Source organism: Kitasatospora acidiphila (assembly GCF_006636205.1).
GTDB classification, from domain to species: domain Bacteria; phylum Actinomycetota; class Actinomycetes; order Streptomycetales; family Streptomycetaceae; genus Kitasatospora; species Kitasatospora acidiphila.
Window position 1 is genome coordinate 6,548,739 of sequence record NZ_VIGB01000003.1, and the last position, 19,093, is coordinate 6,567,831.

Annotated in this window: 19 protein-coding genes; 17 read left to right on the forward strand and 2 right to left on the reverse strand. The window is 70.1% G+C overall.

The window, feature by feature from the left end; translation table 11 throughout:
• The first annotated feature begins 74 nt into the window (after positions 1 to 74).
• From E6W39_RS30965 to cutA, 14 genes are all read left to right on the forward strand, one after another.
• Entirely contained in the window at positions 75 to 356 is a 282-nt protein-coding gene (locus E6W39_RS30965) for an HGxxPAAW family protein (protein WP_141636302.1), read from the forward strand.
• Between the two features lie 161 nt (positions 357 to 517).
• Positions 518 to 1,177: a DUF2752 domain-containing protein gene (locus tag E6W39_RS30970; RefSeq protein ID WP_228718427.1), complete on the forward strand. Its 660-nt coding sequence runs from the start codon at positions 518 to 520 to the stop codon at positions 1,175 to 1,177.
• Between the two features lie 36 nt (positions 1,178 to 1,213).
• Complete coding sequence (gene trpC, locus E6W39_RS30975) at positions 1,214 to 2,020, forward strand: indole-3-glycerol phosphate synthase TrpC (RefSeq protein WP_101379881.1); 807 nt, start codon at positions 1,214 to 1,216, stop codon at positions 2,018 to 2,020.
• Positions 2,021 to 2,025: 5 nt separating this feature from the next.
• Entirely contained in the window at positions 2,026 to 2,184 is a 159-nt protein-coding gene (trpM, locus tag E6W39_RS44315; RefSeq protein WP_407658506.1) for a tryptophan biosynthesis modulator TrpM, read from the forward strand.
• Positions 2,185 to 2,220: 36 nt separating this feature from the next.
• Complete coding sequence (gene trpB, locus E6W39_RS30980) at positions 2,221 to 3,456, forward strand: tryptophan synthase subunit beta (RefSeq protein ID WP_141636303.1); 1,236 nt, start codon at positions 2,221 to 2,223, stop codon at positions 3,454 to 3,456.
• A complete protein-coding gene (gene trpA, locus E6W39_RS30985; protein ID WP_141636304.1) occupies positions 3,453 to 4,262 on the forward strand; it encodes a tryptophan synthase subunit alpha in 810 nt (269 codons plus the stop codon). The genes trpB and trpA overlap by 4 nt, the downstream gene beginning before the upstream one ends.
• 202 nt (positions 4,263 to 4,464) lie before the next feature.
• Positions 4,465 to 4,653, forward strand: a complete 189-nt coding sequence (locus tag E6W39_RS30990; RefSeq protein ID WP_141636305.1) for a hypothetical protein — start codon at positions 4,465 to 4,467, stop codon at positions 4,651 to 4,653.
• A 126-nt stretch (positions 4,654 to 4,779) separates the two neighbouring features.
• Positions 4,780 to 5,280 (forward strand): MauE/DoxX family redox-associated membrane protein, encoded by a 501-nt coding sequence (locus E6W39_RS30995; RefSeq protein ID WP_220140284.1) that lies wholly within the window; start codon positions 4,780 to 4,782, stop codon positions 5,278 to 5,280.
• A gap of 58 nt (positions 5,281 to 5,338) precedes the next feature.
• Positions 5,339 to 6,190: a DsbA family protein gene (locus E6W39_RS31000; RefSeq protein ID WP_141636306.1), complete on the forward strand. Its 852-nt coding sequence runs from the start codon at positions 5,339 to 5,341 to the stop codon at positions 6,188 to 6,190.
• 108 nt (positions 6,191 to 6,298) lie between these two features.
• A complete protein-coding gene (gene lgt / locus E6W39_RS31005; protein WP_141636307.1) occupies positions 6,299 to 7,273 on the forward strand; it encodes a prolipoprotein diacylglyceryl transferase in 975 nt (324 codons plus the stop codon).
• Positions 7,274 to 7,463: 190 nt separating this feature from the next.
• Positions 7,464 to 8,207 (forward strand): VIT1/CCC1 transporter family protein, encoded by a 744-nt coding sequence (locus tag E6W39_RS31010; protein ID WP_141636308.1) that lies wholly within the window; start codon positions 7,464 to 7,466, stop codon positions 8,205 to 8,207.
• A gap of 411 nt (positions 8,208 to 8,618) precedes the next feature.
• Positions 8,619 to 13,217: a glutamate synthase large subunit gene (gltB, locus tag E6W39_RS31015; protein ID WP_407658508.1), complete on the forward strand. Its 4,599-nt coding sequence runs from the start codon at positions 8,619 to 8,621 to the stop codon at positions 13,215 to 13,217.
• Positions 13,210 to 14,670 carry a glutamate synthase subunit beta gene (locus E6W39_RS31020; protein WP_141636309.1) on the forward strand — a complete coding sequence of 487 codons (1,461 nt, stop codon included), beginning with the start codon at positions 13,210 to 13,212 and terminating at the stop codon, positions 14,668 to 14,670. Before gltB ends, E6W39_RS31020 begins: the two co-directional genes overlap by 8 nt.
• Before the next feature lie 433 nt (positions 14,671 to 15,103).
• Entirely contained in the window at positions 15,104 to 15,427 is a 324-nt protein-coding gene (cutA, locus tag E6W39_RS31025; RefSeq protein WP_141636310.1) for a divalent-cation tolerance protein CutA, read from the forward strand.
• Here cutA and E6W39_RS31030 read toward each other — a convergent pair.
• The gene (locus tag E6W39_RS31030; RefSeq protein ID WP_141636311.1) at positions 15,420 to 15,659 is read right to left on the reverse strand and encodes a DUF397 domain-containing protein; all 240 of its coding nucleotides are present in this window, start codon (positions 15,657 to 15,659) and stop codon (positions 15,420 to 15,422) included. The two genes, cutA and E6W39_RS31030, sit on opposite strands and share 8 nt — an antisense overlap.
• Complete coding sequence (locus E6W39_RS31035; RefSeq protein WP_228718428.1) at positions 15,656 to 16,501, reverse strand: helix-turn-helix domain-containing protein; 846 nt, start codon at positions 16,499 to 16,501, stop codon at positions 15,656 to 15,658. Before E6W39_RS31035 ends, E6W39_RS31030 begins: the two co-directional genes overlap by 4 nt.
• Positions 16,502 to 16,659: 158 nt before the next feature.
• On the opposite strand from E6W39_RS31035, the gene E6W39_RS31040 reads away from it, so the two are divergent.
• The 3 genes from E6W39_RS31040 to E6W39_RS31050 all read left to right on the forward strand — a co-directional run bounded on the left by E6W39_RS31040 (position 16,660) and on the right by E6W39_RS31050 (position 18,900).
• Complete coding sequence (locus tag E6W39_RS31040; RefSeq protein ID WP_228718746.1) at positions 16,660 to 17,151, forward strand: ATP-binding protein; 492 nt, start codon at positions 16,660 to 16,662, stop codon at positions 17,149 to 17,151.
• A gap of 107 nt (positions 17,152 to 17,258) precedes the next feature.
• Positions 17,259 to 17,792, forward strand: a complete 534-nt coding sequence (locus E6W39_RS31045; RefSeq protein ID WP_141636314.1) for a class IV adenylate cyclase — start codon at positions 17,259 to 17,261, stop codon at positions 17,790 to 17,792.
• Between the two features lie 13 nt (positions 17,793 to 17,805).
• The gene (locus E6W39_RS31050) at positions 17,806 to 18,900 is read left to right on the forward strand and encodes a radical SAM protein (RefSeq protein ID WP_141636315.1); all 1,095 of its coding nucleotides are present in this window, start codon (positions 17,806 to 17,808) and stop codon (positions 18,898 to 18,900) included.
• Positions 18,901 to 19,093: the final 193 nt, after the last annotated feature.

The window sequence follows — 19,093 nt, forward strand, 5'->3', positions numbered from 1 at the left end:
CCGGCTTGGGAGCGCCGAAAGGCGTCGGCAACAATGGTGGGTGACAGACCCGCGGAACCAAGGAGTACCCACACATGTCACGGCAAGCCCATGGACACACCACTGCTGCCTGGACCGGCGTGGTCATCGCCTTCGTAGGTTTCTGCATCTCCGGCGTCGGCATGATCATGGCCTCGCCGGTCATCGTGATCGCCGGTCTGGTCGTCGTGCTCGCCGGTGGTGCGGCCGGCCTGGCGATGAAGGCGGCGGGCATGGGCAGGCAGCCCGACCCGAAGGTCGAGCAGATCAAGGCCGAGTACCGTGCGCTGCGCACCGCGCAGACCGGCGCCCCCGAGGCCGTCACGGCCAACGCCTGACGCTGCCGTAGCGAACGTCCCGGACCGGGGCGCCAGGGCCATGCGGGCCCGGCGCCCCGGTCCGCGTGTTTATGCGACCGGCGGCGCGCGGCGCCCGCCCGCACCCCTGCCGCCGCGCGGCGCTGCGCGTGCCCTGGCGGCACCCGGGCAGAATCAGCACCGTGACCGCACCGAGCACCACCGCCGGCGGGCCGGTCCTGCGCCGGCTGAGCCGCCCGTTCGCCGCCCTGGCCGCCACCGCGCTGCCGACCGCCTACATCGCCGCCGTCGACCCGAACACCCCCGGGCACTATCCGCTCTGCCCGTTCCGGCAGGCCACCGGCTGGTGGTGCCCCGGCTGCGGCGGACTTCGCTGCGTGCACGCGCTGGCCCACGGCGAGTTCACCGCCGGCCTGCACGACAACCTGCTGGCCGTGGTGCTCTTCGTGGTCCTCGGGGTGCTCTGGGTGCGCTGGGCCTTCGCGGCGCTGACCGGCGGCCCGGGCCGCGGGTGGCGATGGGGCCGGCCCGGCTGGTCGCGCTGGGGCTGGTGCTGGTGGCCTTCACCGTGCTGCGCAACCTGCCGGCCGGCGTGCACCTGGCGCCGTCGGCCGTCTGACTCCCGGCGCTCCCGGCTGCCCGCCCCTGGGCCGCCCCTGGTGACCTGCGCCGCTACCGGTCCGCAGGGCGAGACGGGCGCCGGGTGGATGCTCTGCGCGCCCCCCGGTGCGGCTACCATCGAGTTGCCGATGGACGTGTGCTGGTCGCGGCCGCCGCATGATCCGATCGGGCCCCTGGAAGATTTCGGGTGTAGAGAGGTGCGCGGTGCGCGAGGCACGTGACATTCCGGCCGTGATGGCCAGGGGAGAGGCAGCCTGATGAGCGTGCTGGACGACATCGTCGCCGGAGTCCGCGAGGATCTCGCCGAGCGGCAGGCGCGGGTCAGCCTGGACCAGCTCAAGGAGCTGGCCGCCAAGGCTCCGCAGGCCAAGGACGGCGTGGCCGCGCTGCGCGGCGAGGGCGTGCGGGTGATCTGCGAGGTCAAGCGCTCCAGCCCGTCCAAGGGTGCGCTCGCCGCGATCGCCGACCCGGCCGCGCTGGCGGCCGACTACGCGGCCGGCGGTGCCGCGGCGATCAGCGTGCTCACCGAGCAGCGCCGGTTCGGCGGTTCGCTCGCCGACCTGGACGCGGTCCGCGCCGCGGTCGACACCCCGCTGCTCCGCAAGGACTTCATCGTCACCGCCTACCAGCTCTGGGAAGCCCGCGCGCACGGCGCCGACCTGGTGCTGCTGATCGTCGCCGCGCTGGACCAGCCGGCCCTGGTGTCGCTGATCGAGCGGGCCGAGTCGATCGGGCTGACCCCGCTGGTGGAGGTGCACGACGAGGAGGAGATCGCCCGCGCGGTCGACGCCGGCGCCCGGGTGATCGGGGTGAACGCGCGCAACCTCAAGACCCTCGAGGTGCACCGCGACACCTTCGCCAATGTGGTGCACGCGATCCCGGACCGCATCGTCAAGGTGGCCGAGTCCGGTGTGCGCGGCCCGCACGACCTGATCGCCTACGCCAACGACGGCGCCGACGCGGTGCTGGTCGGCGAGTCCCTGGTGACCGGCAAGGACCCGCGCACCGCGGTCGCCGACCTGGTCGCGGCCGGTGCCCACCCCGCGCTGCGGAACAAGGGCTGATCACCATGTCGCTCAGCGCCCGCCTGGCCCCCGGCTGCCGCCCGCGCGGCTGCCGGGCGCCCGCGCGCCGGGTGCTGGGGCGGCGGGTGCGCTATGTGATCGGGTGCGAGCCGGGGCAGGTGCCCGGTCGCCGATGGCGTCGGACGGATCGTCACTCCAGCTGACTTCCGCTTCATCGTCATCCAAGGATCACAACTGACATGTCAGATCATCTGACGGGCCCTCAGGTGCCCGACGGCCGCGGCTACTTCGGTGCCTACGGCGGCCGCTTCATCCCCGAGGCGCTGGTCGCCGCCGTGGAGCAGGTCGCCGAGGAGTACGAGAAGGCCAAGCAGGACCCGGCCTTCGCGGCCGAACTCGACCTGCTGCTCAAGGACTACACCGGCCGCCCGAGCGCGCTGACCGACGTGCACCGGTTCTCCGCCGAGGCCGGCGGCGCCCGGGTGCTGCTCAAGCGCGAGGACCTCAACCACACCGGCTCGCACAAGATCAACAACGTGCTGGGCCAGGCCCTGCTCACCCGCCGGATGGGCAAGACCCGGATCATCGCCGAGACCGGCGCCGGGCAGCACGGCGTGGCCACCGCCACCGCCTGCGCGCTCTTCGGCTTCGACTGCACCATCTACATGGGCGAGGTGGACACCGAGCGCCAGGCGCTCAACGTCGCCCGGATGCGGATGCTCGGCGCCGAGGTGGTGGCCGTCAAGTCCGGCAGCCGCACCCTCAAGGACGCGATCAACGAGGCCTTCCGCGACTGGGTGGCCAACGTCGACTCCACCCACTACCTGTTCGGCACGGTGGCCGGCCCGCACCCGTTCCCGGCCATGGTCCGCGACTTCCACCGGGTGATCGGCATCGAGGCCCGCCGGCAGGTGCTGGAGCGCACCGGCCGACTGCCCGACGCGGTGGTCGCCTGCGTCGGCGGCGGCTCCAACGCCATGGGCATCTTCCACGAGTTCATCCCGGACGCGGGCGTGCGCCTGGTCGGCTGCGAGCCGGCCGGTGAAGGCCTGGAGACCCAGCGCCACGGCGCCACCCTCACCAAGGGCACCCCGGGCGTGCTGCACGGCATGCGCACCTACGTGCTGCAGGACGAGGACGGCCAGACCGTCGAGAGCCACTCCATCTCGGCCGGCCTGGACTACCCGGGCGTCGGCCCCGAGCACGCCTGGCTCAAGGACACCGGCCGCGCCGAGTACCGCACGGTCACCGACGACGCCGCGATGCAGGCGCTGCGCCTGCTGTCCCGCACCGAGGGCATCATCCCGGCCATCGAGAGCGCCCACGCGCTCGCCGGGGCACTGGAGTTGGGCCGCGAGCTGGGACCGGAGGCCACCATCCTGGTCAACCTGTCGGGGCGCGGCGACAAGGACATGCACACCGCCGCCCAGTACTTCGGCCTCTACGACGAGCCGGCCAAGGGGGAGAACCGATGACCTCCAAGCTCACCACGGTCCTGGCGCGGGCCGCGTCCGAGAACCGGGCGGCCCTGATCGGCTACCTGCCGGCCGGCTTCCCGACCGTCGACGGCGGCATCCGGGCGGTCAACGCGCTGATCGAGGGCGGCTGCGACGTCGTCGAGATCGGCCTGCCGCACTCCGACCCGGTGCTGGACGGCGCCACCATCCAGACCGCCGACGACATCGCGCTGCGCGGCGGCGTGCGGATCACCGACGTGCTGCGCACCGTCAAGGAGGTGGCCGAGGCGCACCCGGCGGCCGCCGTGCTGGTGATGACCTACTGGAACCCGGTGGACCGGTACGGCATCGCCCGGTTCGCCGCCGACCTGGCCGCCGCCGGGGGAGTGGGCGTGATCCTGCCCGACCTGCCGGTGGAGGAGTCCGGCGAGTGGCGCAAGGCGGCCGCCGAGCACGGCCTGGACACCGTCTTCGTGGTCGCGCCGTCCAGCCGGGACGCGCGGCTGGCCGAGGTGACCGCGGCCGGCAGCGGCTTCGTCTACGCCGCGGCCGTGATGGGCGTGACGGGATCCCGGGCCCAGGTCGGCGAGCTGGCCGAGGACTTGGTGGCCCGCACCCGGGCCGCCACCGAACTGCCGGTCTGCGTGGGCCTGGGTGTCTCCACCGCTGCGCAGGCCGCCCAGGTGGCCGGTTTCGCCGACGGGGTGATCGTCGGCTCGGCCTTCGTGCAGCGGATCCTGGACGCCGGCGCGGACGAGGCGGCCGCGCTCGACGCGGTGCGCGCGCTGGCGGGCGAGCTGGCGCAGGGCGTGCGCTCGCGCTGAGCCGCCCTGGGCAATCTCCGACGGCCCGTCGCTTCCCCGACTCCGGGGGGCGCGGGCCGTTGCCATGCGCCGACCCATTCGGGTGAAATTAACGGACCTGACGTGTTACCGACGCGGACCGGACGTTGTATCCGGTGCGGCTGCGGGGAATGCTCCCGGTCTCCGCCGTTCGCGTAACTCACAACCACCGGGAGGCGAGGCCGTGGCCGGGATCCACCGCGCGGTCCTGCTGCGAGCGGTTGCCGCCGCCGTGGTGCTGGCCGTGGCATTCGGCAGCGAGCACGTGGTGGGCCACGCGCTCGCCCGCAGGGGTGCCGAACTGGCGTCCCATCAGCAGCAGGACAGGCAGCACCACGCGCCCGCACGGCAGGTCAACCTGCTGCACCATTGACGCGCCATCACCCATTCGGGTGAATCGGACACTTTGGACCATTTCGCATCTATCCCCTACGGTTCGTCAGGTAGCTCCGGCGGGCCCGCTGGCCCGGCAGCGGACGTCGTCGAGGGGGTAGGCAGCATGGTCGAGGCGGTGGCGGTGGGCAGCATGCGTCGGGTGGTTGACGGACCGGCGGCGGAGTGGCTCAGCACCGTCGTGCGGCTGGCCCTGGCAGTGGTCTGGGCCTGGGCGGGCCTGGCCAAGATCTCCGATCCGGCCGTGGCCGCGCAGGCGGTCCGGGCCTATCGGATCCTGCCCGAGGGGCTGGTCAAACCGGTCGGCTACGGGCTGCCGTTCCTGGAACTGGCGCTGGCGCTGCTGCTGCTGGTCGGCCTCGGGGTGCGGATCGTCGCGGTGATCTCGGTGGTGCTGCTGCTCACCTTCATCGCCGGGATCAGTTCGGCCTGGGCGCGCGGCATCTCGATCGACTGCGGCTGCTTCGGCGGCGGCGGCGCGGTGGCCAAGTCGCAGACCCAGTACGGCCAGGAGATCCTGCGCGACTGCGGATTCCTGCTGCTGGCGCTCTGGCTGGTCTACCGGCCGCGCTCCAAGGCCTCGGTCGACGCCTGGCTCGCGCTCTGACCCACTCGGTGCACTGGAACCAGCCGCACCGCCAACTTTCCCGGAAGCCTGAATGTCATTGAGTGAGAAGAACCGCGACGGCAAGCGCTCTGCCCGCGAGCGGATGCAGGACGAGCGCGCGGCCCAGCAGGCCAAGGCCGCCCGGCGCAAGAAGCTGCTGGTCATCGGCACCGTGCTGGTGGTGATCGGCGCCGGGGTCGGCATCGGCATCGCGGTTCAGAACAACCGCTCGGCGCCGTCCACCCCGACCGCGGCGCCGGCCGGGGCGATCGGCGACAAGAAGCTGATCATCCCGGACGGCCCGGCCAACGCCCCGTCCACCCTCACCGTCTACGAGGACCCGCGCTGCCCCGCCTGCGGCGGCTTCGAGCACCAGTTCTCGGCCACCATCGACCAGTTGCAGGACCAGGGCAAGCTCTACGGCAACTACCACATCGTCTCGTTCATCGACCGGCACGACAGCGGCCACGGCTCCAAGAACGGTGCCAACGCGCTGGCCTGCGCCCAGGACGCCGGGTACTTCCGGGCGTACCACGACGTGCTCTACAAGAACCAGCCCGACGAGACCGTGGACACCTGGAAGGACAAGTCCCAGCTGATCGCCCTGGCCAAGCAGGTCCCCGGTCTGGACACGCCGGCCTTCGAGAACTGCGTCAACAGCCAGCACTTCAAGAGCTGGGTCTCGGCCGTGGAGCAGGACTTCGACAAGACCGGCTACACCTCCACCCCGACCGTCCTGCTGAACGGCAAGTCGATCTATCCGAAGAACGGCAACGACGAGATCTCCCCGGACAACCTCGTGAAGTGGGTCGACGAGGCCAACCAGGGCAAGCCGCTGGGCACCACCGGCAGCGCCTCGGCCAGCCCGGCGCCGACCAGCACCGCGGCGGGGGCCGTGCCGCCGAACTGACCCGGGCCATCCGGTGTCACGGTCCGGTTCCGTGCCCGAACCGGTTTCGAACCGGTACGGCGGGCGGTTCGGGCTTCAAAGTCAGGACACGGTAGCGTCGGTGATGTCATGGAACTCGCTTACATTCCGAGCCCGTCGCGGGGCGTCCTCCACCTGGGACCGATCCCGCTGCGCGCGTACGCCTTCTGCATCATCATCGGTGTTGTTGTCGCCGTCTGGCTCGGCAGCAAGCGCTGGGTCGCCCGCGGTGGGGCCAAGCACACGGTGGGCGACATCGCCGTCTGGGCAGTGCCGTTCGGCCTGGTCGGCGGCCGGCTCTACCACGTGATCACCGATCACCAGCTGTACTTCGACCCGGGCCGCAACCCGTGGAACGCCTTCAAGATCTGGGAGGGCGGCCTCGGCATCTGGGGTGCGATCGCGCTCGGCGCGGTCGGCGCCTGGATCGGCGCCCGCCGCCGGGGCGTGCCGCTGCCGGCCTACGCCGACGCGATCGCCCCCGGCATCGCGCTGGCCCAGGCCTGCGGGCGCTGGGGCAACTGGTTCAACCAGGAGCTCTACGGTCGGCCGACCTCGCTGCCCTGGGGCCTGAAGATCCACAAGGTGGATGCGGACGGCACCGTGATCGACGGGGTCTTCCAGCCGACCTTCCTCTACGAGTCGCTCTGGTGCGTCGGGGTGGCGCTGCTGGTGCTCTGGGCCGACCGCCGCTTCAAGCTGGGCCACGGGCGGGCCTTCGCGCTCTATGTGATGGCCTACACGGTGGGCCGGGCCTGGATCGAGTACCTGCGGATCGACGAGGCGCACCACATCCTGGGCCTGCGGCTCAACGACTGGACGTCGATCGTGGTGTTCGCCGGTGCGCTGGCCTACTTCGTGGTCGTCGGGCGGCTGCGCCCGGGCCGCGAGGCGCCGGACTCGATCGACCCGGTCGGCGTGCGGGAGGAGGCCGAGGCCGCCGCCGGCGCGGCGGGGTCCGAGGCGCCGACCGAGTCGGAGACCGCGACGTCCACCGAGAAGCCGACTGCCGGGAAGCCCGCCGACCAGCCGGTCACCGAGAAGCCGGTCACCGAGGACGTCTGACGGCTCGGCGCAGGCGCAACATCCGTCACATCGTCATCAGAGGGACCCGGAGTTGCCACTCCGGGTCCCTCTTTCGTGGTAGCCGCCGGCATCGCCGCAGGTCAGCGAGGTAAGCCAGGGCTGGCTTGCTGGAAACTGTCAGACCCTGCGATTAACGTCAAGGGGTCACGCAGTTGCAGGAGGTTCCGCCATGAGTGCTGTCATCACCCGCCCGGCCATCGACGAAGCCCCGGTCCCCCGGGTGCCCAACGCCGGGCACCACCGCGATGTCAACGGCGGCTGGCTGCGGCCCGCGGTGTTCGGCGCGATGGACGGCCTGGTCTCCAACTTCGCCCTGATGACCGGTGTGGTGGGTGGCGCGGCCGGCCACAGCACGGTGGTCCTCACGGGTCTTGCGGGTCTCGCGGCCGGGGCCTGCTCGATGGCGGCGGGGGAGTACACCTCGGTGGCCTCCCAGCGGGAGCTGGTCGAGGCCGAGATCGCCGCCGAGCGGATCGAGCTGAACCGCAACCCGCGCGGCGAGCTGGCCGAGCTGGCCCAGCTGTACGTCGAGCGCGGGGTGGAGCCGGAGCTCGCCGCCGAGGTGGCCCGGCAGCTGACCAGGGATCCGGAGCAGGCGCTGGAGGTGCACGTCCGGGAGGAGCTCGGCGTGGACCCGCACGACCTGCCCAGCCCGCTGGTGGCCGCGGTCTCCTCGTTCGGCTGCTTCGCGATCGGCGCGCTGCTGCCGCTGCTGCCCTATCTGCTGGGGGCCGCCTCGCTGCTGCCGGCGCTGCTGCTGGCGGTGGTCGGCCTGTTCCTGTGCGGCGCGGTGGTGGCCCGGGTGACGGCGCGCAGCTGGTGGTTCAGCGGGCTGCGCCAGCTGCTGCTGGGCAGCGCCGCGGCCGGGGTGACGTACCTGCTGGGCTGGCTGATCGGCGGCCATGTGGGTTGACGGTGGGCTGACCCCCGATGTGTGGAACATCACGCATCCCCCCGCATAGCAATACAATTTTTACGGCCCGAGGCGCCCTGGACCATCAGACCAGCGCCTCGGGCCGCGTCATTCCGGCGAAATCGCAGGACGGATGCCACGCAGTCGGGGTCAAGGTGATTTCCAGGCTGTTTCGGGTCTTGACCGGCAGGGCACACTGTCAGGAGTTCGACCCCGGGGCTACCCGGCGGTAATAGCCGCTGACCTGCGGTCCTGTCCACCATTTGGACTAGAGATTCCACTTCCCGGGATTTTCGGCATGATGTAACCTGCACGAAATCGCAGAGGGCCAACGTCGTCCCTGTTGCAAAGCTCCCCCAGCCCGAGGCTGGGCGGCACCACCACTTGCCAATGACGACGACGGGAGAGCCGATGCTTTCTGCATCCATGCACTCCGCCAACGGGCCCCAGGGCGACGGCCGTTCGCCGTACCGGCTCGTTCCGGATGCACGACCTGCAGCTCAGGGCCTGTACGACCCCCGCAATGAACACGACGCCTGCGGCGTCGGCTTCGTGGCGACCCTGACCGGCACCGCCGACCATGCCATCGTCGAGCAGGCGCTCACCGTGCTGCGCAACCTGGAGCACCGCGGCGCCACCGGCGCCGAGCCGGACTCCGGTGACGGCGCGGGCATCCTGACCCAGGTCCCGGACGCCTTCCTGCGCGCCAACGCCGGCTTCGAGCTGCCCCCGGCCGGGGAGTACGCGGTCGGCATCGCCTTCCTGCCCGTCGACGACCAGGGCGCGGCCACCGCCGTCTCGGCCATCGAGACGATCGCCGCCGAGGAGGGCCTGACCGTCCTCGGCTGGCGCGAGGTGCCCACCGCCCCCGAGCTGCTGGGCGCCACTGCCCGTTCGGTGATGCCGCGGTTCAGCCAACTCTTCGTCAGCGGACGGGGATTGGCCGGCCTGGAGCTGGACCGGACCGCCTTCGTGGTCCGCAAGCGCGCCGAGCGCGAGGCCGGTGTCTACTTCCCGTCGCTGTCCGCCCGGACCATCGTCTACAAGGGCATGCTGACCACCGGTCAACTGGAGCCGTTCTTCCCGGACTTGTCGGACCGGCTGTTTGCCTCCGCGATCGGCCTGGTGCACTCCCGGTTCTCCACCAACACCTTCCCGAGCTGGCCGCTCGCCCACCCGTACCGGTTCGTCGCGCACAACGGCGAGATCAACACCGTCAAGGGCAACCGGAACTGGATGACCGCGCGCGAGTCGCAGCTGGCCACCGACCTGATCCCGGGCGACATCAGCCGGATCTTCCCGGTCTGCACCCCGGACCACTCCGACTCCGCCTCCTTCGACGAGGTGCTGGAGCTGCTCCACCTCAGCGGCCGCTCGCTGCCGCACTCGGTGCTGATGATGATCCCGGAGGCCTGGGAGAACCACGCCACCATGAGCCCGGCGCGGCGCGCCTTCTACCAGTACCACTCCAACCTGATGGAGCCCTGGGACGGCCCGGCCTGCGTCACCTTCACCGACGGCAACCAGATCGGCGCCGTGCTGGACCGCAACGGCCTGCGCCCGGCCCGGTACTGGATCACCGAGGACGGCCTGGTGGTGCTCTCCTCCGAGGTCGGCGTGCTCGACCTGCCGCAGGAGAGCGTGATCCGCAAGGGCCGGCTGCAGCCCGGCAAGATGTTCCTGGTCGACGTCGCCGAGCACCGGATCGTCGAGGACGAGGAGATCAAGGGCGCGCTGGCCGCCGAGCACCCCTACGAGGAGTGGGTGGCCGGTGGCCGGATCCAGCTGGCCGAGCTGCCCGAGCGCGAGCACATCGCGCACACCCACGCCTCGGTGACCCGCCGTCAGCAGACCTTCGGCTACACCGAGGAGGAGCTGCGCGTCATCCTGGCGCCGATGGCCCGCACCGGCGCCGAGGCGCTCGGCTCGATGGGCACCGACTCGCCGATCGCCGCGCTCTCCGAGAAGCCCCGGCTGCTCTTCGACTACTTCATCCAGCTGTTCGCCCAGGTCACCAACCCGCCGCTGGACGCCATCCGCGAGGAACTGGTCACCTCGCTGCACAGCAGCCTCGGCCCCGAGGTCAACCTGCTCACCGCCGGGCCCGCGCACTGCCGTGCGGTCGGCATCACCTTCCCGGTGATCGACAACGACGAGCTGGCCAAGCTGATCCACATCAACGTGGACGGCGACCAGCCCGGCCTCAAGGCGGTCACCCTCTCCGGCCTCTACCGGGTGGCCGGCGGCGGCGAGGCGCTGGCCGAGCGGCTGCGGGAGATCGCCGCCGAGGCCGACGCGGCGATCGCCGACGGCGCCCGGATCCTGCTGCTCTCCGACCGCCACTCGGACGCCGAGCACGCGCCGATCCCCTCGCTGCTGCTCACCTCCGCGGTGCACCACCACCTGATCCGCACCAAGCAGCGCACCAAGGTCTCGCTGCTGGTCGAGGCCGGCGACGTCCGCGAGGTGCACCACGTGGCGCTGCTGATCGGCTACGGCGCCAGCGCGATCAACCCCTACCTGGCGATGGAGTCGGTCGAGGACCTGGTGGCCCAGGGCACCTTCCTCACCGGGACCGACCCGGAGAAGGCGATCCGCAACCTGATCAAGGCGCTCGGCAAGGGCGTGCTCAAGGTGATGTCCAAGATGGGCATCTCCACCGTCGCCTCCTACCGCGGCGCCCAGGTCTTCGAGGTGATCGGCCTCTCCCAGGAGACCGTGGACGCCTACTTCGCCGGCACCACCAGCAAGTTGGGCGGCATCGGGCTCGACGAGATCGCCCGCGAGGTGGCCGCCCGGCACGCCAAGGCCTACCCGGCCTCCGGCATCCCGGCCGCGCACCGCGCGCTGGAGATCGGCGGCGAGTACCAGTGGCGCCGCGAGGGCGAGCCGCACCTGTTCGACCCCGACACCGTCTTCCGCCTCCAGCACGCCACCCGCACCCGCCGCTACGACATCTTCAAGCAGTACACGGAGCGGGTGAACGAGCAGTCCGAGCGGCTGATGACGCTGCGCGGCCTGTTCAAGCTGGGCGCGGGCGCCCGCACCCCGGTGCCGATCGACGAGGTCGAGCCGGTCAGCGAGATCGTCAAGCGGTTCTCCACCGGCGCCATGTCCTACGGCTCCATCTCGATGGAGGCGCACGAGACGCTGGCGATCGCCATGAACCGGCTGGGCGGCAAGTCCAACACCGGTGAGGGCGGCGAGGACCCGGAGCGCCTCCACGACCCGGAGCGCCGCTCGGCGATCAAGCAGGTCGCCTCCGGCCGGTTCGGCGTCACCTCCGAGTACCTGGTCAACGCCGACGACATCCAGATCAAGATGGCCCAGGGCGCCAAGCCCGGCGAGGGCGGCCAGCTGCCGGGCCACAAGGTCTACCCGTGGGTGGCCCGCACCCGGCACTCCACCCCGGGCGTCGGCCTGATCTCCCCGCCGCCGCACCACGACATCTACTCGATCGAGGATCTGGCCCAGCTGATCCACGACCTGAAGAACGCCAACCCGCAGGCCCGGATCCACGTCAAGCTGGTCTCCGAGGTCGGCGTCGGCACCGTCGCGGCCGGCGTCTCCAAGGCGCACGCCGACGTGGTGCTGGTCTCCGGCCACGACGGCGGCACCGGCGCCTCCCCGCTGACCTCGCTGAAGCACGCGGGCGGCCCCTGGGAGCTCGGCCTCGCCGAGACCCAGCAGACCCTGCTGCTCAACGGGCTGCGCGACCGGATCGTGGTGCAGACCGACGGCCAGCTGAAGACCGGCCGCGACGTGGTGATCGCCGCGCTGCTCGGCGCCGAGGAGTTCGGCTTCGCCACCGCCCCGCTGGTGGTCTCCGGCTGCGTCATGATGCGGGTCTGCCACCTGGACACCTGCCCGGTCGGCGTCGCCACCCAGAACCCGGTGCTGCGCGAGCGGTTCTCCGGCAAGCCCGAATTCGTGGTCAACTTCTTCGAGTTCATCGCCGAGGAGGTCCGCGAGCTCCTCGCCGAGCTGGGCTTCCGCTCGATCGAGGAGGCCGTCGGCCACGCCGAGCACATCGACGCCGCCGCCGCGATCGACCACTGGAAGGCCGTCGGGCTCGACCTGGCCCCGCTCTTCCACGTGCCCGAGCTGCCGGTCGGCGCGGCCCGCCACCGCACCATCGAGCAGGACCACGGGCTGGACAAGGCGCTCGACAACCAGCTGATCGAGCTGGCCGCCGAGGCCCTGGAGCACGGCGAGGCGGTCCGCATCCAGCTGCCGATCCGCAACGTCAACCGCACCGTCGGCACCATGCTCGGCCACCAGGTGACCAAGCGCTACCGGGGCGCCGGCCTGCCCGAGGGCACCATCGACGTGACCTTCACCGGCTCGGCCGGCCAGTCCTTCGGCGCCTTCCTGCCCAAGGGCGTCACCCTGCGCCTGGAGGGCGACGCCAACGACTACGTCGGCAAGGGCCTCTCCGGCGGCGTGCTGGTGGTCCGCCCGGCCCGCGACGCCGCGGTGATCGGCGCCGACGCCCAGCAGCACGTGATCGCCGGCAACACCATCGGCTACGGTGCCACCGCGGGCCGGATCCACCTGCGCGGCAAGGCCGGTGAGCGGTTCGCGGTGCGCAACTCCGGCGCCGTCCTGGTCGTCGAGGGCGTCGGCGACCACGGCCTGGAGTACATGACCGGCGGCCGGGTGGTGATCCTCGGCGAGACCGGCCGCAACCTGGCCGCGGGCATGTCCGGCGGCATCGGCTACGTCCTCGACCTGCGCCCGGCCAGCGTCAACGGCGGCATGGTGGGCATCGAGGCCCCCGACGCCAAGGACCGCGAGTGGCTGCGCGAGACCGTCCAGCAGCACTACGAGGAGACCGGCTCCACGGTCGCCGCCGAACTGCTCGCCGACTGGGGCAGCGGGGTCTCCCGGTTCTCCAAGATCATGCCCACCGACTACAAGGCAGTGCTCGCCGCCAAGGACGCCGCTGAGCGCGATGGCCTCTCCGAGGCCGAGACCACTCGCAAGATGATGGAGGCGGCACATGGCTGACCCCAAGGGCTTCCTGACCACGCCCAAGCAACTGGCCGAGCGGCGGCCGGTGGACGTGCGGCTGCGCGACTGGAACGAGGTCTACGTCGAGCGCGCCCTGCTGCCGATCATCAGCAAGCAGGCCGGGCGCTGCATGGACTGCGGCATCCCGTTCTGCCACAACGGCTGCCCGCTCGGGAACCTCATCCCCGAGTGGAACGACCTGGCCTACCGGGACGACTGGGCCGGCGCCATAGAGCGCCTGCACGCCACCAACAACTTCCCGGAGTTCACCGGCCGGCTCTGCCCGGCCCCCTGCGAGTCGGCCTGCGTGCTCGGCATCAACCAGGACCCGGTGACCATCAAGAACGTCGAGGTCACCATCATCGACCGGGCCTGGGACAACGGCGGGGTCCGCCCCCAGGTGCCGGAGCGGCTGTCCGGCAAGACCGTCGCCGTGGTCGGCTCCGGCCCGGCCGGCCTGGCCGCCGCCCAGCAGCTCACCCGGGCCGGCCACACCGTGGTGGTGTACGAGCGCGCCGACCGGATCGGCGGCCTGCTGCGCTACGGCATCCCCGAGTTCAAGATGGAGAAGCGCCACATCAACCGCCGCATCGAGCAGATGCGCGCGGAGGGCACCCGGTTCCGCACCGGCGTGCACGTGGGCGAGGACATCACCGGGCAGCAGCTGCGCGAGCGCTTCGACGCCGTGGTGGTCGCCGCCGGCGCCACCACGGCCCGCGACCTGCCGGTGCCGGGGCGCGAGCTGGCGGGCATCCACCAGGCGATGGAGTACCTGCCGCTGGCCAACAAGGTCCAGGAGGGCGACTACGTCGCCTCCCCGATCAGCGCCGAGGGCAAGCACGTCATCGTGATCGGCGGCGGTGACACCGGCGCCGACTGCCTGGGCACCGCGCTGCGCCAGGGCGCCGCCTCGGTCACCCAGCTGGAGATCATGCCCCGCCCCGGCGAGGACCGCCCGGCCCACCAGCCGTGGCCGACCATGCCGATGGTCTACAAGGTCACCTCCGCGCACGAGGAGGGCGGCGACCGGGTCTACTCGGTCAGCACCACCCACTTCACCGGCGACGAGCACGGCAACGTCCAGGAGCTCCACCTGGTCGACGTCGAGTTCAGGGACGGCCGCTTCGAGCAGGTGCCCGGCACCGAGCGCTCGATCCCGGCCCAGCTGGTCACCCTGGCCATGGGCTTCACCGGCACCGACGTCAGGAACGGCCTGGTGGAGCAGCTGGGCGTCGAGCTGGACGCCCGGGGTAACATTGCCCGCGACGGCAAGTTCGCCACCAATGTCGATGGCGTCTACGTCTGCGGCGATGCCGGCCGCGGCCAGTCGCTGATCGTCTGGGCGATCGCCGAGGGCCGCTCCGCTGCCGCCGCGGTCGACGCCTACCTGGGTGGCAAGACCCCGCTGCCCGCCCCGATCCACCCCACCGACCGCCCCCTGGCGGTCTGACCCTCCCGCACACGCCCGCCGCCGTTGGCGGGCCGCGCCCTGCTGACCCGCCAGCGCTGCCGGTCCACCAGCGGAGCTCGAACCGATGGCGCCTGCGCCCGACCCCGACCAAGAACCGGGTGCAGGCGCCGTCGGCGTACCCGGGGCCAGGTGCCGAGCCGAACGGCGAGTGCCAGCAGTGCAGTTGCCTGCCGTGGTCTGTGGTCCCAGTGGCCTTTGTTCGCCGGCCAAATCCATGGGGATCAGCGGGACTGCGGGCGTTTCCGGGTTGCCCCCGGCCAGCGAGATCGTGGTCAACGTTCGGCGTAGGACCACTGGAACAATGGGTCTACGGTAGATCGCCAGGTGAGAGCGGAACGAGGAAATCGCCCTCCTGCGGCCCAGTCTCGGACCAACGGGGCCCCAACGCTGTGGATCCCTCTACGCTCGGCTCATGACGAATCGTGACTTCATCGTGGTGACCACCACGCACGACGCCGAGGACAAGGCTCGCGCGCTGGCTGCGGCTGTGGTCCGTGAGCGCCTTGCCGCCTGCGCCCAGGTTTACTCGATCAACTCGGTCTACTGGTGGGACGGAGAGGTGCAGACCGAGCCGGAGTGGCGCATCGACTTCAAGACCCGCGCGGACCTGGGCGACCGCCTGGCCGCCTTCATCGGCGAACAGCACAGCTACGACACCCCGGAGATCGTCGGCCTTCCCGTGGTCACTGGCAGCACGGCGTACCTGGATTGGGTGAACTCCGAGACCGTCAGCTAGCGGTGCTCAGCGCCGGGAAAGCACCCTGCTTGACTGCTTCGATGAACGCGGACCACGAACCCGTCGGGAACGCGAGGGTTCCTTGGTCGCGCGCTTTGGTGTCGCGAACCAACTCGATGCCGTCGAGCCTGCGGCCATGCTCCACGCAGTTCTGCCCGCTGCCGCTATACGTGCTGACGTGCCAGGTCACCACGTTGAGTGCCGTATCGTCCGTAACGTGATGTGCCGTCATGCGAACTCCTTCATTACTTCGGAAATGTACTTGAGCGATTCGCCTGGCGGAGACGCTGCTGCCGTGTGGTCATCCCAGGCTTGTTTGTAGCGCGTAACGTCCTGTTCCCGCTCCAGCACCGTAGCGCCGGTCAGGTGCTCGAGCCAGACGTATTCGGCATGCGGGGCTTCCGCCATGGTGAAGATGGTATAAGGGGCGTATTGGCCCGGAACCTGCATGGGCACCCGCAGGGGGAGTACCTGGATGCTGAGGTTCGGCATCTGGGCCATGTCCAAGACGCGGTCAAGTTGCGCGTGCATGATCTTGCTGCTGCCAACGACGCGGTGCAGGGCCGCGACATCGATGATCAACCGTACCCGCGTCCCACGCGCGATGAAGAAATCCTGCCGCTTCTGGCGGGTCTCCATCATCACGTCGATCTCGCGCAGCGAGCGGTTGGGTCGGAAGACCTCACGCATGTAGTCAGGCGTCTGAAGCAGGCCGGGCAGCACGTGGAACTCGTAGGTCCTCGTGAGGGAGCTGTCCGCCTCCAGTGTCAGATAGTCCTTCAGGTCCTCCCAGAGCAGCGGACCTTGACTGCTCCACCAGTCCTGCTGGCGCACCTGACGCGAGAGCCGCACGAAGGCCTCACGTGTGGGCGGGTCTTCCACGCCGTACAGAGTCAGCATGAGGTCCAGGTCGAGCGGGCGGACCGACTGGTGACCGGACTCAATCTTGCTCACTTTGGGCTGGCCGCAGTGTAGGTGTGCGGCGACCTCGCCCATGGTCATGTTCTTGCCCTCGCGGAGTGCGGCCAGCTCGCGGCCGAGGCGACGGCTCCTCATCGTGGGCAGCTCAGTCATGCCGAACATGATGATCCGTCAGTGGCTCGTCGGGCAACTTCCTCACTCGGTCGGATGAGTTCTGGCGGAATACTTGCTTGCGGCATGGCATGCAGTCCATGATGGGCAAACCTGCCACGGAGAGTGATCCTTTAGCCACCAAGTGCTACTTGATCGAGATGCGTCCGTGCGCCAACAAGGGGACGCGAATGACTCTGACTGCTGAAGCTCCGCCCGTTCCGCCTGCTTCCTGCGGCCTCATCACCGCCCGGCTGTACTTCTCCCTGCGTGACCTGGCCTCCCGGGCGCAGCTCATTGGTGACATCAGGAAGCAAGTGCGGGAGGTGGCCCACATGTTCGGGAACCTCGACCGGCTGAGGATCGCCGACGTGGAGGTCGGGCTCACCGAGTTGCTGGTCAACGTCGCTGAGCACGTTCCCGACGAACGAGCCCTTGTCACGGTCGAGTTCCTGGATGCTGGCGGAGTCGTCGTCCAGGTCTGGGACTCCTCCGCCCAGCCGCCGGTGATCGGCGAACTCGGCGAGGGCGATGACTGGTTGAACCTGGATGAGGGCGGGCGTGGGCTCGCGCTCATCAGGGCCACCGCCTCCAGTCTGAGCTGGCGTCAGGTCGCTGACGGGAAGATCGTCGAGGCTGCCTATCTGACGTGAGCACGGGCGCCGACGACGCCCACTGCCTGATCGGCGTCGTCGGCTGCCCGAGTACCCGATAGCGTCGCCCCGAATCCCAAGCTCACCTGGAAGAGGGATAAGTCATTATGACCGCAACTGAGTTCGAAGCGAAGCTCCTCAATATCCAGCCCGAGAAGATCCGTACCCTGCTGGTCGAGGCTGGGGCAACGCATCTGGGCGACCGATTCCAGCGGCGCTACGTCTACGACATCCCCGACCGGCCTGGCACGTGGGTTCGGCTGCGCGACACCGGTATCGAGGTCACGCTGTGCGTCAAGGAGATCCACTCCGACGCGATTGACGGAGTGACTGAGACGGAGACGACCGTCGGCGACTTTGACGCCACCAACATGCTTCTCGGAAAGCTGGGTTACCAGCCGAGGGCGTACCAGGAGAACCGCCGGTCCTCCTGGGCACTGGGCGGCGCGGCCATCGAGATCGACCACTGGCCACTGATCCCCCCGTACTTGGAGATCGAGGGGGACAGCGCCGAACACGTCCACTCCACCGCGCTCGCGCTCGGGCTTCCGCTGGACGAGCTGACGAGCGAGAACACCACCAAGGTCTACCGCCGGTACGGGATCGACATCGAAGCGATTCCCAGGCTCACTTTCGATTGACAGGAGACAAGCCTTGTCCGCAACTCAGGGGCCGGCGGTCCGAATCGTCCGGGACAGGACCATCCGCATCAAGGTGATCGACGACTGCGGGTTGGCCTGCACGTTCTGCCACAACGAGGGAACGCCGGTCACCGCCGACCACAAGGGCCGCACGCTGCTGCCCTTCCCGTCCGGGCCGGGCAGGACCGGGCGCGTGTCGATCTTCTCCGAGACGAACGGCGTCGACTTCCTCTCGGCGAAGATGGCTCCGGACGTGTCCTTCCGACGGGCCGTTCGGACTGTGGCGCGGGCCTTCGACGCCGACGAAGTCCACCTCACCGGAGGGGAACCCACTCTCCACGCAGAGGTGTCATCGCTGGTCTCGGTACTCACCGGGATGGGCTTGAACGTCGGGATGACCAGTAACGGGGAGCGCGGTCGGCAGGTGATGCCTGACTGCTCGGCGGCCGGCCTCAACCGGGTCAACGTCTCGGTGTTCGGGACGACCGCCGCGGAACTCCAAGCCGTCCAGGCCGAGCGCTTCAGGTCGGCCGGTCTGGCCGACGCGAAGATCCGCGCGGCGGAACAGACCGTCCGCGCTGCCGTATCCAACGGTGTGAAGGCCTCCGTGAACATCGTCGTTCCTGGCATGCCCCATGTGGACCGGGTCGTCAAGCTGGTTGAGTCCTACGGCCAGTTCGCGGATGTGCGCATGCTCACCAGCATCCAAGACGGACCGGAGTCGATCGCGGCGATCTCCGAGGTGCTGGCCCGGGTCGGTGCGGAACCGGTGCTCCGGACCTTCACCGCAGGCACCTCCGACGAACGCACCCTCTACCGAGCCCTCGGCGGCCGGGCGGTCTACGTCAAGCAGCTGCTCCCGGTGCGGCTTCCGGACAGCTGCGCGTCGTGCCGCTTCAACAACGACACGGACTGCCAGGAAGGTTACTACGGCATCCGCCTGTACCTCACCGAGCAGGGGGAGTACATGGCTGGTGTCTGTATCCAGCGCATGGACTTGTGCGTGCCCGTGGCGGAGCTGTCGAGGAGCGGGATTGTGGAGGAGGTGCGGGCGTTCAAGGATGCCGAAGTCCGGCGGTTGTCACGTCAGTACGGTGCTGTCGCCTGAACTGGGATGTACGGCCCGAGTAGTCGCGGAACTTGCCCGTGCGACCTCTGCGCCCCAGGAGCCATGGCAGGGTTCCTGGCCTTCACCGATTGTGCCGAAGGGGCTTGGGATCCCGGCTTCGGGAGTACTCGGCTTCTTGGCTCGGGAGCCGCGAAAGCGGTGGCGTTCTCATCCGTGCGTGTTGGCCTCCCCA

What these genes read in the sequence shown, in the direction of transcription:
- E6W39_RS30965 (WP_141636302.1), top strand. Translation starts at nt 75, where the DNA reads ATGTCACGGCAAGCCCATGGACACACCACTGCTGCCTGGACCGGCGTG.
- trpC (WP_101379881.1), top strand. Translation starts at nt 1,214, where the DNA reads ATGAGCGTGCTGGACGACATCGTCGCCGGAGTCCGCGAGGATCTCGCC.
- trpM (WP_407658506.1), top strand. Translation starts at nt 2,026, where the DNA reads ATGTCGCTCAGCGCCCGCCTGGCCCCCGGCTGCCGCCCGCGCGGCTGC.
- trpB (WP_141636303.1), top strand. Translation starts at nt 2,221, where the DNA reads ATGTCAGATCATCTGACGGGCCCTCAGGTGCCCGACGGCCGCGGCTAC.
- trpA (WP_141636304.1), top strand. Translation starts at nt 3,453, where the DNA reads ATGACCTCCAAGCTCACCACGGTCCTGGCGCGGGCCGCGTCCGAGAAC.
- E6W39_RS30995 (WP_220140284.1), top strand. Translation starts at nt 4,780, where the DNA reads ATGGTCGAGGCGGTGGCGGTGGGCAGCATGCGTCGGGTGGTTGACGGA.
- lgt (WP_141636307.1), top strand. Translation starts at nt 6,299, where the DNA reads ATGGAACTCGCTTACATTCCGAGCCCGTCGCGGGGCGTCCTCCACCTG.
- E6W39_RS31010 (WP_141636308.1), top strand. Translation starts at nt 7,464, where the DNA reads ATGAGTGCTGTCATCACCCGCCCGGCCATCGACGAAGCCCCGGTCCCC.
- gltB (WP_407658508.1), top strand. Translation starts at nt 8,619, where the DNA reads ATGCTTTCTGCATCCATGCACTCCGCCAACGGGCCCCAGGGCGACGGC.
- E6W39_RS31020 (WP_141636309.1), top strand. Translation starts at nt 13,210, where the DNA reads ATGGCTGACCCCAAGGGCTTCCTGACCACGCCCAAGCAACTGGCCGAG.
- cutA (WP_141636310.1), top strand. Translation starts at nt 15,104, where the DNA reads ATGACGAATCGTGACTTCATCGTGGTGACCACCACGCACGACGCCGAG.
- E6W39_RS31030 (WP_141636311.1), bottom strand. Translation starts at nt 15,659, where the DNA reads ATGACGGCACATCACGTTACGGACGATACGGCACTCAACGTGGTGACC.
- E6W39_RS31035 (WP_228718428.1), bottom strand. Translation starts at nt 16,501, where the DNA reads ATGACTGAGCTGCCCACGATGAGGAGCCGTCGCCTCGGCCGCGAGCTG.
- E6W39_RS31040 (WP_228718746.1), top strand. Translation starts at nt 16,660, where the DNA reads ATGCGTCCGTGCGCCAACAAGGGGACGCGAATGACTCTGACTGCTGAA.
- E6W39_RS31045 (WP_141636314.1), top strand. Translation starts at nt 17,259, where the DNA reads ATGACCGCAACTGAGTTCGAAGCGAAGCTCCTCAATATCCAGCCCGAG.